This is a genomic window from Cupriavidus numazuensis (genome assembly GCF_905397435.1).
GTDB classification, from domain to species: Bacteria; Pseudomonadota; Gammaproteobacteria; order Burkholderiales; family Burkholderiaceae; genus Cupriavidus; species Cupriavidus numazuensis.
Genome location: NZ_CAJPVI010000023.1, coordinates 1 through 14,494, shown reverse-complemented (window position 1 = coordinate 14,494; position 14,494 = coordinate 1). Strand labels below are relative to the sequence as shown.

Sequence of the window (14,494 nt, the reverse complement as noted above, 5' to 3'; positions counted from 1 at the left end):
GGGCAGGCGAGGCAGCCGCATAAGCCGTATGCGGTACTGCGGCTGTCTCGCCCCGTTTTCATGGATCTTGGTTCTGTCGCAGCGCCGGTCGGCGCGCTGTGCGACGGGGTACTGTCATCTTAGGAAACCGAGTGAAATTAATCAATAGCTAATCGCTTAGCCTATGGTTAATTTATGGGGCAGACGGGAAATGCGCGGGTAAACACCGATGCCGGGAGCCAGTGGCGGTGACGTTCGATTAATATCTGGGCTTTCCGGAGAGGACAATGGCGGCAGCGGGGCGCAAGACGGCGCAGGCGGAGGGCGAGGAGAAGGTGCAGCGCGGCATCCAGAGCGTGGAGGTAGCCGGCCGTTTCCTTTGCGCGCTGGCAGCCGGGCGCGCACCGATGACGCTGGCCGAACTCGCGGACGCCGCGCAACTGGCGCCCGCGCAGGCCCATGCCTACCTGGTCAGCCTGACGCGGCTCGGGCTGATCAAGCGTGACCACCTTTCCGGCCGCTACGAGCCGGGTCCGCTGTCGTTGCAGCTTGGCATGCTGCATCTTGATTCCGACCCTGCCTACCGCGCCGCTGTGCCGCGCGTGGACGAACTGGCGGAGGCGACCGGCTTCAGCGTGGCCATCAGCATCGCCGGCCCGCACGGGCCCGCCATCGTGCGCTATGTGCCGGCCGCGGCGCCGCTCCATGTCAACCTGCACGTGGGCACCGTGATGGCGCTGGCCGCGACGGCGACCGGTCGCGTGTATTGCGCATTCGAGCCGCGTACACGCTGGGACGCGATTTGGCGGCAGCAGCAGCCGCACGTCACAGCGGCAGCTGCGGCAGGGTTCGACGACACGCTGCAGGCGATCCGCGCACGTGGCATGGAGCGCAGCATCGACACGCCAAGCCCGGCCGTGAGCAGCCTCAGCGTGCCGGTGCTCGATACGGATGGGACGTTGCGGCTGGTGCTGACCGTGGTGGGATCGACGGGCACCATCGACGTGGACTGGCAGGGACCGGTGGCAAAGGCGCTGCAGGCCACTGCCAGGGCCATCAGCGCAGACCTTGGACAAGCATGACGACGCAAGCCGCCCCGAACGATGATGACAAGGCCGCCGACGGCGGCAAGCCCCAGCGCGGCATCCAGTCGCTCGACAGTACCGGCCAGTTGCTGGCGGCGCTGGTGGCGGCAGGCCGGCCGCTGCCGTTGCGCGACCTTGCGCAGGCCGCCGGCATGGCGCCGGCCAAGGCGTTTCCGCATCTGGTCAGCCTGCAGAAGACGGGGCTGCTGGCGCGCGATGCCGCCGGCAACTTCCTGTGCGGGCCGCTCAGCCTGGAGCTCGGCCTGATCGCGTTGCAGCGCCTGTCACCCACGCGCGAGGCGGAGCCCGAGATCATCGAACTGGCGGAGGCCACGGGCCTGAGTGTGGCCATGGCGGTGCTCGGGCCGCTGGGGCCGACGGTGGTACGGCTCGAGGAGTCGGCACGGCCACAGCATGTGAGCCTGCGCGTTGGCACGGTGCTGTCGCTGGTCAATACCGCGATCGGCCGCACCATGGCGGCCTATTTGCCGGAGAACGTGCTGGCTGGCTTGCTGGAGCGTGACGACCTGCGCATGGCCGGGGTGCCGCGCGCCGACGTGCTGCTGGATAGCGGGGGCCTTGTGCCCGACTACGCCGACCGGCTAGCGCGCGTTCGGGCCGGACAGGTCGACAATGCGCTGAGCCGGCCCGTGCCCGGCATCGACACGCTGGCGGCGCCCGTGTTTGATCACACGGGCAGCCTCGCACTGGTGGTGGCGGTGATGGGGTCCACGGGCAGTTTCGACAGCGGCACGCAAGGGGCTACCGCTGATCTGGTGCGCCAGGCGGCGCACCGGCTGTCGTGGCGCTTCGGCGCCATGCAGGCGCCGGGCTGAACTTCTCTTTCGTTGGGGCGCTTACTGTTCCACGCGGATATTCGCTGACTTGATCAGCCCATCCCACTTCTCGTACTGCGCGCGGATATAGCTGCCGAACTGCGCAGGCGTGGACGGGAACGGCACCGTGCCCTGGCTGGCGAGCTTGCTGGCCATTTCGGGCTGCTTCAGCGACGCGACGATCTCGCTGTTGAGCCGGTCGACCACAGCCTTCGGGGTGCCGGTTGGCGCCACGACACCGAACCACGCGGTCAGTTCATAGCCGGGAACGCCGGCAGCCGCCAGCGTGGGCACACCGGGCAGTTGGTCGGAAGGCTTCTGCGTGGTGACCGCCAGCGCGCGCACGCGGCCGTCGCGGATGTACGGCAGCGCGGTCGAGACGCTGTCGAACATCATCGTCAGCCGGCCGCCGATCAGGTCGGTCATGGATGCGGCGCTGCCCTTGTACGGGATATGCGTGATGTTGACGCCCGCCATATGCGTGAACAGTTCACCGGCCAGATGCGACGACGAACCGTTACCGAACGAGCCGTAGGTCAGCTTGCCGGGCTCCTTGCGCGCGAGTGCGAGCAGTTCCGGTACGGTGCGCGCAGGCACGGACGGATGCACGACCAGCACATTGGGCAAGTAGGCGACGGAGGCTACCGGCGCGAAATCCTTGAGCGGATCGTAGCCAGGCTTGTCATAGAGGCTCTTGTTGACCGCCAGCGAGCCGAATGTGCCGAATAGCAGGGTGTAGCCATCGGCCGGGGCACGGGCCACGGCGATCGCAGCGATATTCCCGCCCGCGCCCGGGCGGTTATCGATCACCACGGGTTGTCCGAGTCGCACCGACAATGCATTGCCGACCTCGCGCGCGAGCAGGTCGGTCGCGCCGCCCGGAGGGAAGGGCACGACAAGCCGCACCGGCTTGTCGGGATACGCCGCAAGGGCACTGCCGGCCGCGGCCAGCGAAATCAGCAGCCCTGCGGCCGCACGCCTGATCCAACCCGTCATCGCTGTCTCCTCTGTCGTGTTTTGCGATGCAAAGCGGCAGTGTGTCGCAGCGCGTGAACGCGTGGGTTTCGATTTGGCAAAGGCCGTCTTTGCGGCGCGATGCCATCAGGCGGCGGGCATGCCGAGCATTGTCAATGGATTGCCGCCGCGTTCGTAGACTTCGGCCGCTTGCAGCAGCGCGCCAAGCTCGCCGTGGCCATGAAGCACCGCATCGCGGATGGCCTGGGTGACCGGAAACGTGTCCTGGATATCGCGCCGCGTGCCGTCAGGCTGCAATGGCGCCAGCGATAGCACGCCGGTCAGGAAAGCCGCGTCGGCCAGCGCAGCATCGTGCGGCCGGACGTGGCGCGCGGCCTGCGCCATGAAGCACGCGCGCCGTTGCGCGGCCTGGCTGCGCAGGCTGGGCTCACCCGGCAGGCGGAAACCGTCGGACATCTGCAGCAAGCGCACCCAGCGCTGTACGCTGTCGGGCCCAAGTGCCTGCAGCAGCGCGCGCACGCTGGCAATGCCGCCGCAGGGTTGCACGCCAGTCGCCACGGACAGCCGGAGCAGCTGGGCGATGATTCCCGGGTTGGCATGAAGTTCGGCCAGCAGCGCGTCGGTGGGCGCGCCATGCTGCAGCAGCGCCTGCAGCCGCGCGAGCGCGCCGCGGTCGAGATGCGGCAGCGGAGCCGTCAGCGGCTCCGGGCGTGCAAAGTGATAGCCCTGGAACAGGTGGAAGCCGAGCCGCTGGGCCAGCGCGAACTCGTCCGGGCCTTCGATCTTCTCTGCAATCAGCAGGCGGTCCGCGCGCAGTACCGCATCGGCCAGGCGTGGCAATTCGGCGCGGCTGGCCAGCCGGAAATCCACCTTGACGAAGTCGACCGCGGGCAACGCCTTGCGGACGTCGGAGGTCAGCGCGGCCACATCATCGAGTGCCAGGCGGTAGCCGGCCATCCTCAGCCATGCCAGCCGGCGCAGCACGCATGCATCCATCGGCACGCTTTCCAGCACTTCGAGCACAAAGTGCCCCGGCGGTACGAGCAGCAGCAGGTCGTCGAGCAGCAGCTGGCGGCCAAGATTGATGAAGCCTGCGTGCTTGCGCAGCGCCCAGTCCAGCCCCGTGCCGCCAAGCGTGCGCGCGATGACATGGGCCGTGGCGGCGCTGTCGTCGATGAGGTTTGCCCAGTTTCCCCCGGCTTCCCGGTACAGCAGTTCGTAGGCCTGCGGCGCGCCGGCGGCATCGACAATGGGCTGGCGGCCGAAGTGCAGCATTTCGACATCGCGAAGGCCGGGCATGGGTATGGCTGACGGGGAATGTATCGGGTGCTGCATGGGAAAATTCCAGGAAAAGTCCGGCAAGTTCCTGATGCGGATTAAGGCAGTAAATGCGCAGAAATCGTCTGATGGCGATTTCCTGCCAGCGCCGCAAAATCAAGAATCCAATCTTGCGCAACAGGAACCATTAAGAAAGCGCCGCGATGATAGAAATGGCGCCTGTGGACTTCCTTGATCCGCGCCAATAAACCTGACCGAACGAGCCGGCCGGCCTTTTCCGACAACGGTTTGCAGGCATAGCTGCACCGCCATCGGAAAACTCCGAGTGTCGATTCGGAAACTACAGCTTGTTCCGTGGACGTACGTCAATAAAATCGTATTCAAGGTTTTTGTGATTTGGTTTCCGCGATTAATTTGATTATCTGGAGAAACCAATGAATAAACCTTCCCATGTGAAACTCTCTGCCGAGCTCCCCATCATGTTGCTGACAACCCGCCCGCCATCGCCCGATTCGTTCCCATGCTGCTCCGAATGCTCCATGGCGCGTTTCTGCCTGGCGGGCGAGTGCGAAGCCGACGGCGCGGGACCGGCCGACGGGCTGGCCCATCGCGTGATCCGCCTGCGCAAGGGCGAACCGCTCTACCTGCTGGGCGATCCGCTCGCGGCGCTGTTCGCCATCCGCGTGGGTACCGTCAAGACCCACGTCGCCACCGAAGACGGGCGCACCCAGGTGGTCGGCTTTCATTTTCCGGGGGAGGTGGTGGGCCTGGACAGCATCGGCCGGCGCCAATACGCGTCGTATGCCACGGCGCTTGAGGACACCAAGGTCTGCATGATCCCGATGGACGTGCTGCGGCCGCTGGCGGCCAGCACACCGGCGCTCGCAAGCCGCGTGTTCCGGGCGCTGGACGGCTACGCGCAGCGCACGCGGGCGCTGCAGACCTTGCTGGCGCTGATGACCGCGGAAGAACGCCTGGTCACCTTCCTGCTATGGATCTCGGAGGGATTGTCGGCGCGCGGCTTTTCGTCCAGCGAGTTCATCCTGCGCATGAGCCGCGAGGAAATCGGCAGCTATATCGGCCTGACGCTGGAAACGGTCAGCCGGCAATTCTCGCGGCTGGCGGAATACGGGCTGATCCGTGTGAAGCACCGCAGCGTGGCACTGGTCGACAAGGCAGGGCTGCGCGCCATTGCCGACCGTCCCGCCATTTCCCCGATACCGCCCGGTACCAACCGCCGGCGAGGTGGCGAGCCACGCGGGCCGGCACAGGCAGCGCGCGCGTCGGCACCGGCATGGGCGACGCGGATCCAGCCCGAGTCCGCAACCGTCGCAATGCAGGCAGACAACCCGAAGATAAACCCGTTTGCATGGGAGGCTGGCAATGGACAGCAATGACCTGGTACGTGAGATCAAGGACGTGAATCTGGCCTATCTGCTGCTGGTGCAGCGCCTGATGCGCCAGAACGAGGCCGAGGCGCTGTTCCGGCTCGGCATCGGCAAGGAAGTCGGCCATGCGCTGCGGGCGCTCACGCCGGCGCAGATGCTGGCGCTGTCGCGCTCGAGCATGGTGCTGTGCCGGTTCCGGCTCGACAACGGTGCGTTGCTCGAAGCGCTCGCGGGCATTCGGCCCCAGCACGAGCTGTGCAATATGCATACGGCCATCGTGTTGGCCGCGCAAGCCCTGGAGGAAGGACGATGAAAACCACCGCGCAGACCGCACGCAGCGCGCTGCAGGATGCCAGCGATACCCAGCTTGCCATCGAGCTGATCGGCCTCGGCGCGCGCCCACAGGTCGTGGAAGCCGAGGTGGCGCTGTCGCGCAGCCGCGTGTACCGGCTGTACCGGGAACTGACGGGCGGGTCCCCACCCAAGGGCATGCTGCCGTTCTCCGCCGACTGGTTCGTGACGTGGCGGCCCAATGCGCACGCGTCCTACCTGCTCAGCGTGCACGAATACATGCAGCAACGCGCCGGGTTACCGGGCATCCGCGCCGTGCTGAACAGTTACCGCGTCTATGCCGAGCACATGAAGACCAACAACGAGGAATGCCTGATCAGCTTCACGCGCTTCTGGACCCTGGTGCGTTTCTGTGAAGGCGGGCTGCTGCAGCTGTCCACATGCCCTTGCTGTGGCGGACGGTTCGTGACGCATGCCCATGAGCCGCTGGCTTCCTTCATCTGCACGCTATGCCAGCCACCGTCGCGGGTGCGCCGCAGCGTTCGCCGGGAGACGCCGGACGCCGCCGCCAACACGCCTGCGGCCATCCTCCCCAACCGGGCGCCAGTCGCCATGCCGGGGTTCGGGATGGTGCCTGCGCTATGAGGGCCGTCGTGCCATCGCGATTCCCGCGTGCCAGGCAGTCACTCGATACACGCCCGGCAGCCCGGGCCGCACAACTGACCCCGGAGGCTCTATGACAGTCAATGGAACCCCAATCCCGACCCCTTGCGCCGACGCACTGCTCTCGCCCACGCGAGCCGGTGCATGGGACAGGCTCGGACCGATGATGCGGCCCCTGGCGCGCACCGAGTTCACTGGCGCCATGAAGCCGCGCGACATCATCAACGCGCTCGGCGGCGACGAAGAACGCGGGCGCTGCGTGCGTGTCGGCCTGCAGGTGCTCGAAGGCGCAGGGCAGCCGCCCGCGCGCGCAGTGGTGACCATTGGGCCGGGACGCTGGGCGAGCCTTGATTTCTACATCGATGCGGACTGCCGCACCTGCTGCGAGCTGGACGGCACGTTGCAGGACGGCTTGGCCGAGCGCATCACCAGCGTGTTGCCGCCGGGGCTGTCGCTGGGCATCCGCCCGCTGGCCGAGTATGTGCAACCGGCCACGGCAGAGGCCGACCCTGGCATTGCCGACCGCTTCCGGGCGTACGCGCGGGACATGCTGCACCGTGGCGGCGAGATGAACCAGCGCTTGTCGGCGGTCTGTGCTTACCTGTCCGCCATGTACGCGGCGCGCGCGGCAGTCGGCCGCCTGGGCTATCTCGACCAGAGCCTGCTCGAAGACGGCCAGGAGGCGCTGAGCTGGCGGCTGCGGCGGCACCGCAGTGTAGAAGGGCGGGCGCTCGCGCAGCGGCTGGAGCGGCTGTCCCATGCGGCGGAGGGAGCGCTCTATGAGTTCAGTACCCATTTCAGCTTTGCGAATGCGAGCTACCAGTTCGAGCTGATGCGCCGCTTCCACGACCAGCTCGAGCAATTCCGCAAGGCCTGCCGGACCGACGCCGGCGACTGGTCTGACCTCACCAGCCGCGCGGCCTACGCAAACGGCAAACGCTGAACACCGGCAGGCGGGCTGCGCTCAGATGCCCGCCATGCAGGTGTACTTGATCACCAGGTAGTCCTCGATGCCGTAGTGCGAGCCTTCGCGGCCGACGCCCGATTGCTTTACGCCGCCGAACGGCGCGACCTCGTTCGAGATCAGCCCGGTGTTCACGCCCACCATGCCGTACTCGAGCCGTTCCGACACGCGCCAGACACGGCCGAGATCGCGCGCATAGAAGTAGCTCGCCAGGCCGAATTCGGTGTCATTGGCCATGGCCACGACATCGTCCTCGGTCTTGAAACGGAACAGCGGCGCGAGAGGCCCGAAGGTCTCCTCGCGTGCGACCAGCATGCCGGGCGCGACATCGGCCAGCACCGTCGGCTGGAAGAAGGTGTGCCCAAGCCCGTGCCTATGCCCGCCTTCGAGCACGCGCGCTCCCTTGCCCAGCGCATCGGCAATATGCTCTTCGACCTTGGCCACGGCCTTCTCGTCGATCAGCGGGCCAATGCGCACGCCGTCATCCATGCCGTTGCCGACTTTGAGCTGCGATACGGCGGCCACGAGCTTTTCCGCAAACGCGTCGTAGACCTTGTCCTGCACATAGATCCGGTTCGCGCAGACACAGGTCTGGCCCGCGTTGCGGTACTTGGAGATGATCGCGCCTTCCACCGCGGCGTCAAGGTCGGCATCGTCGAACACGATGAACGGCGCGTTGCCGCCGAGTTCCATCGACACCTTCTTGATCGTCGATGCGGTCTGGGCCATCAGCACGCGGCCGACTTCGGTGGAGCCCGTGAACGTCAGCTTGCGCACCAGCGGATTGCTGCTGAGTTCGCCACCGATAGCACCCGCCGAACCCGTCACCACCGACAACACACCGGCAGGGATACCTGCGCGCTCCGCGAGAACCGCCAATGCCAATGCCGTCAGCGGCGTTTGCGAGGCGGGCTTGACCACCATGGTGCATCCCGCCGCCAGCGCCGGACCGGCCTTGCGGGTAATCATCGCCGCCGGGAAGTTCCACGGCGTAATGGCTGCGCAAACGCCTACCGGTTCCTTGGTGACGACGATGCGCTGGTTGCTGACCGGCGCAGGGATCGTTTCGCCGTAGACGCGCTTGCCTTCCTCGGCAAACCACTCGATGAATGAGGCCGCGTAAGCAATCTCGCCCTTGGCCTCGGCAAACGGCTTGCCCTGCTCGGCGGTCATGATGCGGGCCAGGTCGTCCTGGTTGGCCAGGATCAGATCGAACCACTTGCGCAGCAGCGCCGAGCGTTCCTTGGCCAGCCGTGCGCGCCACGCCGGCAGCGCGCGGTTGGCGGCCTCGATCGCGTGGCGGGTTTCCTCGGCGCCGAACTGCGGCACCTGGGCCACAACTTCGCCCGTGGCCGGGTTGGTCACGTCGATGCGGCGTTCGCCGTCGATCCAGCGTCCGTCGATATAGCACTGCTGGCGCAGCAGGGAGGAGTCTTCGAGCTTCAGCATGGTCGTTCGTCCATTGAAAAAACTGCCGGAAAGGGGATGGCGCGATCAAAGCATTGTAATCGCCACCGAATAACCCGACGGGAGCCGGATGTGACATGCCCGGCGCATGCACGGGCGATGCCTGGTTGATCGCCGCAGGACGTTATCAATTCTGATGATGCGGCGAGCCGGTGCGGTCGCTAGAATCCCGCCGAAAAATGTTCCCGTGCATGGTTCAAGCACGGAACACGCCAGTCTAGTGCGCTAGTGCGCTAGTGCGCCGATATCAGACCACAACAAAAAACGGGTAGAGGGTTACATGATCCAACGCATGCTTCTGGCAACGCTCGTTGCCAGCACGCTCGCGGGCTGCGGCACGCCGATGGCGCTGCGCGAGACCCGCACCGGCGGCGACGCTTCGCCGGCCGTACGCACCGACATTACGGGCAAGCCAGACCTCAAGGCGGTCGGCTACGGCGACACGGTTGCGGTGTCGCCGGGCAATATGAAGGCAGTGTTCGCATCGACGCCGCTGACTTACACGCTGTTCGAGGACTCCTTCACCACCACGGCCGAACTGGAGAAGCGCGAGAAGACCTTGTCGGTCAACCGCAAGGACATGCCCAACCTTGAACTGCTGAAGGCAGAGATGTCGAAGGGCATGATCCGTACAAATATCTACATCAAGCAGGACGACCCGGATCCGAACAAGTTCGACCGAACCATCCGCATGATCGCCATCAACCGGGGCGAGAAGCCATTCCGAGGCGACCTGACCATCTACGACCTGATGCCGCCCGAGCTGCAGTTCGTGTCCGCCAGCGACGCGACCAAACTGGTCAGCCAGAAGGGCGTGAAGGCCTTCCTGTCCGTGGTGCCCATCGTGCAGTACGTGACGTTCGCCATGGACGACTATGCCAAGTCGGACGAGAAGGTGCCGATGACCCACGCCATGCTCGACCAGTTGCACAAGTACACGATGCAGCGCCTGGTACTGGAGCCGGGCCAGGCCGTCGGCTTCGAGATGAAGGTCAAGTACATTCCGCCGACCGCCGAAGAACTGGCCGAGCTGCGCGAGACCGCCACGCCGCTGCAATACCGTCAGCGCTGAGCCCGTTATGCGTCCATGCAATCCTTCCCGCAAGGGCAGGCTGGCACGACTGCTGCCGCTGGTGGCGGGTGTAGCGCTGGCCTGGTCGACGAACGCGGGCTCGGCCTGGTTCGACAACGACGAAAAGCGGCTGGTGCCTGAAGCCGACAAGTTCGTGCAGGACAAGCCCGAAGCGCTCCGGCGCTTCCTGCATACGCTTTACATGGAAGGCGAGTGGAATGCGGTGCTGAACCTCGACCTGCTGTCGCTGGCCGCCATCGAGGTGAAGCGCTATGACCTGGCCGAACGCGCGCTGGACATGGCGAACGAACGCATCCTGCGCATCTATGCCGACGACCCCAATGCAGAGAAGGCACGGTCGCTGTGGTCCTCCGAAAGCGTGAAGGACTGGAAGGGCGAGCCCTATGAACGCGCGATGAGCTTCTACTACCGCGGGCTGCTGTACCTGCGCGCGGGAGACTACCAGAATGCCCGTGCGGCCTTCCTGCAGGCGGATATACAGAATGCCTTCGGGCAGTACGAGAAGTACGACGCCAACAGTTTTGCGCTGATGCGCTGGCTGGCGGCCTGGGCATCTCACTGCGACGGCGACAGCCGCAGGGCCACGGAACTGGCCGCAGGCGCCATGAAGGGCGCGCCGGATCCGTTCTTCCGCACCATCGGCACGCAGTTCCCAGCGCACCTGACCATCTACGAGATCGGACTCGGGCCCGAGAAGGTCACGCTGGGCGAGACCAAGAGCGTGCTGGGCTTTCTGCCGGAACCCGATGTCAGCGGGCAGCCGCGCGTGAGCTATCAGGGCACCTCGCCGGCACCCGTCGCCGCGGACGTGGCGGCCAACATCGACTGGGTGGCCATGACGCGCGGCGGCAGGCCCATCCAGGGCATTCTCGACGGCAAGGCGCTGTTCAAGCAGAACACCGCGGCAGTCGCCGATGTGGCCGGCGCGCTCTCGCAGGGCGCGGTCTATGCTGCCTTGTCCAATGTGGGCAAGGACAACGCGTCGGTGGCACGCAGCCTCGGCTCGCTCGGCCTCGCCGGATCCATGGTCGGGCTGTTCGCGGATTCGCTGTCGCGTGCCACCAATGCCGAGGCCGACACGCGCTATTGGGCATCGCTGCCGAAGAAGATCTACGTGCAGGGACTTGCGCAGTCAGTACCGGACGGCAATATCCGCTTTGCCACGGTGGGCAATGCCACCGCGCGGGCGCCGATGCTCAGCGGCAAGCAGGGCAAGTGCTCGTTTGCGTGGAGCCGCGAATTGTCCGCACTGGCAGCCGAGGAGGGCGGAGTCGCCAATCCATCGCCATGGCCTGCCGAGCCGGTCGAATCTGGCCGGGCCCAAGCCAACACCGTGTTCCGCGAGCAGATCCGCTCGTCGTTCTGATATCAAGACAAAAACAGACCATGAGCCCACGCCTTCGCCATGCTTTTGCCGCCGCTGCGCTGCCCCTTCTCGTCGCCGGATGTGCGATGCAAGGTGCCGGTGTACCGGCCATCGATGTGGATCTCACGCGCAAGGGGCCGGTATCGGGCGTGGGCATCGAGGGCCAGGATATCGTGGCGGTAACTGACCAGATGATGCGCGATATTCTCGCCGATCCGGCGTTTGCCAATAGCGCGAAACGTCCACGCGTCATCATCGACAGCGCGTACTTCGTCAATGAGAGTTCGCAGCCCATCAACCGCAACCTGATCACGCAGCGGCTGCTCGTCAACCTGAATCGCGCTGCACGCTCGCGTATGCAATTCGTCAACCGTGCGCAGAGCGCAATGGTGGAACAAGAACGTGCGCTCAAGCGCGCCGGCGTCACGGATACCGGCACCACAGGCATGACCAAGGCCACCCTCGGGGCCGATTACCGCCTATCGGGGCGTATCGGTTCCCTGGACAGCCGCAGCGCGCAAACCGGCATGATGCAGCGCTACACGCAGATCGCTTTTGAACTCACGGACCTCGAATCCGGCGAACTCGTATGGAGCGGGCTGTACGAGTTCAGCCGCGCGGCGACCGACGACATCGTCTACCGGTGAGTGCCATGCACGGTGTCTTGTTCGGCGTCCTGAGTGGATGCCTGATCGCGAGCGCCGCTCCGCTGGGCGCGCAAACGATGGTTCCGGAAAGCGCATTCCGCAATGACGGCACGACAGTGCTGCAGCCAGCGACGCCGCCGAGCGCACAACGCGATAGTGGCGCGGCGGCCTTTCGCAATGTCTATGCACGCGCCGGATCCCCTCGCTTTGTCGTCCTGTGGGATCAGGAGCTGGGCGACACACTGAGCAGCGGACGTGCGACGCGCACAACGATCGAAACTGCCGACTCCACGCATCGCCAGGGCAACGCTGGCGCGACACGTGTCACGACCGAATCCCTGCAACCGCCGGCTTCGCGCGCCATGCCGGCTGACCGCGCAGACGCATTGGTACGCGGCGACTTCCTCAAGGCGCTCGCCGACGCGGGCATGCGGCTGGTCGACAGTGAAGTCATTCTGCGCAATGTGGCGACACCGTCGATGCGCGATGTTGCGCAGGCCGGCGCACTGACCGCGCAGCAACTGGAAATGCAGGCGCTTCGCGAGCACGCGCAATGCCTGCTCACGGTGCAGCGCATTCGTGGTACGCCGACAGCCGCAGACGCCGTGTTCCAGGTATCCGCGCTGCGTCTGACCGATGGCGCAATCCTGTCATCGCTGACAGTGGACATTGCCGCCGTGGCTCGCAGCGCCAGCACGCCCGTACGCTATGTCGCCGACCCGCAGGGCGGCTATCGCGCCGTGCAGGCTGTGGCGGCGCCAGGCAGTGTATTGGCGGGGCAAATATTGGCTCGCCTCGCGGAAGCGCTGGCACGCTGAAGTGGCAGCGCTGTCGTGTGGCACGCCGATCGCCAGATCAGTGCGTGGATGAGCTCGTTTCGCGATCGGGCTCGAGGCCCCAGTCGCCGAACTCCATCCAGTCGTCGCCGAGCAGTTCAGCAGGATGTTGCGTGCGGCTGGATCCGTTGCCGCAGCCCATAGATTCCTTCGGGCAATACTTGTCGCAGCCCCAGCAGATGCGCTCAGGGTGGCTGGGATGCAGGGGGAATTTCTTTGCCATGGTGACGCGGGCGGTACTTTGCGCCGATGTGACGAGGTGTTGAAGGTTGACGCTTGTCAGTATGGCGCTGCCGCTCTCTCCATCACTTGCCGCAAATCAAATCGCAACGATTGCGCACGTACTCGGATTTGATGATGTCGCTTGCGGCCCGGTAGCACATACTGCATGAAGTACCGGTTGTCGGGAGCCCTGAACATGGATCGAAGAACCTTCTTGCTGCTGGCAACGGCCCTCGGTTTCGCCGGTCGCGTGAAAGCACAGCCGGCATCTGGGGAGCGCTATCACGCTGCTCGCGACTCCCGCATAACGCTGCTCTATCTCGGCCAGGCCACTTGCGTCCCGTGCCGGGGTTACGAAGCCGAGTACTTCGGGCGCATGCATCGCATGGCGACGTCGTTTCCCGAATTCGGTGAGGTCGACTACCTGAAGCTCAGCATGGGTAGCGGCAAGGCCACAGTATCGGCGTCGCAGTTGCCCGATCACCTCAAGTGGATTGCCACCGAACAACGCGATGGCGCCGCCGTGCTTCAAAACCGCGGTACGCCGTTCTTTGCCGGCATCGTCGATACGGAAGTGTGGGCGCAGGGCGACGGCGTGGCAGCACTGGAAGGCTCAGTGATTCCCGCGCTGCGGCGCGCTGTGCAGCAGAAGCGTTCGGCTTGATCCCGGCTCAGGCCGAGAATGCCTGAGCCGCCAGCTTCATCAGCAGGCCACTGGCCAGGCAAAGTGTGACCCAGCCGGCCAGGATCAGTGCATTGTCGCGAAGCGTCATGGCTGCTCCAGTTTCGTCTTGATTGACGCAGCGCCCTTCAGGCGTGCGCGCCATCGTTGTACGGGTCGAAGCTTCGGAACTTGTAACCATAGCGGTCACCGGCGTGCGTGTCGGCCACGAAGCGGGCGCCGTCGCTGTACGGGTCGGCATTGCGCACGCGGTATTCATAGCCATAGCGGTCGCCAGCGTGGGTGCTCGGTGGCGTAGCGGCACGGGCGACACCGACTGCCGCGGCAAGCGACAGCAGCAGGGCGGAAGCGACGATGCGGACGGTGGTGGTGCTCGACATGATGGTCTCCGGTATGGTTGAATTTTTCAGAACATCTTCCGTTTCAGGCGTAGCGTTCTTGTAAGCAACTATAGAGCGGAGATTGAGGTCGTTCCGGGATGCGCTTAGGATGAGTTGTTCAATTAATTTGAATTTCGAGTCACTGGGCCGAGAACGCCGGACGACAGTGGGCCACCAAGCAAGAAGGTTCTTCGACCAATTGCGGGGGTGGCGTGCTTGGCTGGCGCGGCTGTTTCGCCGGCGTAGCCGGCGAGTCACTTTTTGTCCGAGCGACAAAAAGATGGAATGAACGCGCCCCGGCCCACTAAGCAGAAGGCACCGGCAATTCAGTTGTAGATCTGG

Annotated in this window: 17 protein-coding genes; 12 read left to right on the top strand and 5 right to left on the bottom strand. The window is 65.3% G+C overall.

Going from position 1 to position 14,494, the window contains the following annotated elements; translation table 11 throughout:
• Nucleotides 1-266: 266 nt before the first annotated feature.
• Nucleotides 267-1,061 carry an IclR family transcriptional regulator gene (locus tag KHO41_RS18835; protein ID WP_211954802.1) on the top strand — a complete coding sequence of 265 codons (795 nt, stop codon included), beginning with the start codon at nucleotides 267-269 and terminating at the stop codon, nucleotides 1,059-1,061.
• On the top strand, nucleotides 1,058-1,900 hold the full coding sequence (locus KHO41_RS18830; protein WP_211954801.1) for an IclR family transcriptional regulator: 843 nt from the start codon (nucleotides 1,058-1,060) through the stop codon (nucleotides 1,898-1,900). The genes KHO41_RS18835 and KHO41_RS18830 overlap by 4 nt, the downstream gene beginning before the upstream one ends.
• 21 nt (nucleotides 1,901-1,921) lie before the next feature.
• Here the strand turns inward: KHO41_RS18830 and KHO41_RS18825 are convergent, their stop codons facing one another.
• Both KHO41_RS18825 and KHO41_RS18820 read right to left on the bottom strand, forming a co-directional pair.
• Nucleotides 1,922-2,896: a tripartite tricarboxylate transporter substrate binding protein gene (locus KHO41_RS18825; RefSeq protein WP_211954800.1), complete on the bottom strand. Its 975-nt coding sequence runs from the start codon at nucleotides 2,894-2,896 to the stop codon at nucleotides 1,922-1,924.
• Between the two features lie 105 nt (nucleotides 2,897-3,001).
• Nucleotides 3,002-4,174, bottom strand: coding sequence for an EAL and HDOD domain-containing protein (locus KHO41_RS18820; protein WP_211954799.1), 1,173 nt, complete (start codon nucleotides 4,172-4,174; stop codon nucleotides 3,002-3,004).
• Between the two features lie 34 nt (nucleotides 4,175-4,208).
• Between KHO41_RS18820 and KHO41_RS18815 the strand changes: the two genes are divergently transcribed.
• From KHO41_RS18815 to KHO41_RS18795, 5 genes are all read left to right on the top strand, one after another.
• Nucleotides 4,209-4,388: a hypothetical protein gene (locus KHO41_RS18815; protein WP_211954798.1), complete on the top strand. Its 180-nt coding sequence runs from the start codon at nucleotides 4,209-4,211 to the stop codon at nucleotides 4,386-4,388.
• 304 nt (nucleotides 4,389-4,692) lie between these two features.
• The gene (locus tag KHO41_RS18810) at nucleotides 4,693-5,550 is read left to right on the top strand and encodes a helix-turn-helix domain-containing protein (protein ID WP_244873895.1); all 858 of its coding nucleotides are present in this window, start codon (nucleotides 4,693-4,695) and stop codon (nucleotides 5,548-5,550) included.
• The gene (gene flhD / locus KHO41_RS18805; RefSeq protein ID WP_211954797.1) at nucleotides 5,537-5,854 is read left to right on the top strand and encodes a flagellar transcriptional regulator FlhD; all 318 of its coding nucleotides are present in this window, start codon (nucleotides 5,537-5,539) and stop codon (nucleotides 5,852-5,854) included. Before KHO41_RS18810 ends, flhD begins: the two co-directional genes overlap by 14 nt.
• Nucleotides 5,851-6,477 (top strand): flagellar transcriptional regulator FlhC, encoded by a 627-nt coding sequence (gene flhC, locus KHO41_RS18800; RefSeq protein ID WP_211954796.1) that lies wholly within the window; start codon nucleotides 5,851-5,853, stop codon nucleotides 6,475-6,477. Before flhD ends, flhC begins: the two co-directional genes overlap by 4 nt.
• 181 nt (nucleotides 6,478-6,658) lie before the next feature.
• Nucleotides 6,659-7,438 (top strand): hypothetical protein, encoded by a 780-nt coding sequence (locus tag KHO41_RS18795; RefSeq protein ID WP_244873894.1) that lies wholly within the window; start codon nucleotides 6,659-6,661, stop codon nucleotides 7,436-7,438.
• 21 nt (nucleotides 7,439-7,459) lie between these two features.
• Here KHO41_RS18795 and gabD read toward each other — a convergent pair whose 3' ends face one another.
• Nucleotides 7,460-8,908 carry an NADP-dependent succinate-semialdehyde dehydrogenase gene (gene gabD / locus KHO41_RS18790; RefSeq protein WP_211954794.1) on the bottom strand — a complete coding sequence of 483 codons (1,449 nt, stop codon included), beginning with the start codon at nucleotides 8,906-8,908 and terminating at the stop codon, nucleotides 7,460-7,462.
• A 298-nt stretch (nucleotides 8,909-9,206) separates the two neighbouring features.
• Between gabD and KHO41_RS18785 the strand changes: the two genes are divergently transcribed.
• From KHO41_RS18785 to KHO41_RS18770, 4 genes are read left to right on the top strand one after another with little or no spacing between them, the layout of a single operon-like run.
• The gene (locus KHO41_RS18785) at nucleotides 9,207-9,998 is read left to right on the top strand and encodes a hypothetical protein (RefSeq protein ID WP_211954793.1); all 792 of its coding nucleotides are present in this window, start codon (nucleotides 9,207-9,209) and stop codon (nucleotides 9,996-9,998) included.
• Nucleotides 9,999-10,005: 7 nt separating this feature from the next.
• A complete protein-coding gene (locus KHO41_RS18780) occupies nucleotides 10,006-11,385 on the top strand; it encodes a hypothetical protein (protein WP_211954792.1) in 1,380 nt (459 codons plus the stop codon).
• Between the two features lie 20 nt (nucleotides 11,386-11,405).
• The gene (locus tag KHO41_RS18775) at nucleotides 11,406-12,032 is read left to right on the top strand and encodes a penicillin-binding protein activator LpoB (RefSeq protein WP_211954791.1); all 627 of its coding nucleotides are present in this window, start codon (nucleotides 11,406-11,408) and stop codon (nucleotides 12,030-12,032) included.
• Between the two features lie 5 nt (nucleotides 12,033-12,037).
• Nucleotides 12,038-12,850 carry a hypothetical protein gene (locus KHO41_RS18770; protein ID WP_211954790.1) on the top strand — a complete coding sequence of 271 codons (813 nt, stop codon included), beginning with the start codon at nucleotides 12,038-12,040 and terminating at the stop codon, nucleotides 12,848-12,850.
• 37 nt (nucleotides 12,851-12,887) lie between these two features.
• Here KHO41_RS18770 and KHO41_RS18765 read toward each other — a convergent pair whose 3' ends face one another.
• A complete protein-coding gene (locus KHO41_RS18765) occupies nucleotides 12,888-13,091 on the bottom strand; it encodes a DUF3079 domain-containing protein (protein WP_211954789.1) in 204 nt (67 codons plus the stop codon).
• A 195-nt stretch (nucleotides 13,092-13,286) separates the two neighbouring features.
• Between KHO41_RS18765 and KHO41_RS18760 the strand changes: the two genes are divergently transcribed.
• Entirely contained in the window at nucleotides 13,287-13,754 is a 468-nt protein-coding gene (locus KHO41_RS18760) for a hypothetical protein (protein ID WP_211954788.1), read from the top strand.
• A 146-nt stretch (nucleotides 13,755-13,900) separates the two neighbouring features.
• Here KHO41_RS18760 and KHO41_RS18755 read toward each other — a convergent pair whose 3' ends face one another.
• Complete coding sequence (locus KHO41_RS18755; RefSeq protein ID WP_211954787.1) at nucleotides 13,901-14,152, bottom strand: hypothetical protein; 252 nt, start codon at nucleotides 14,150-14,152, stop codon at nucleotides 13,901-13,903.
• Nucleotides 14,153-14,494: the final 342 nt, after the last annotated feature.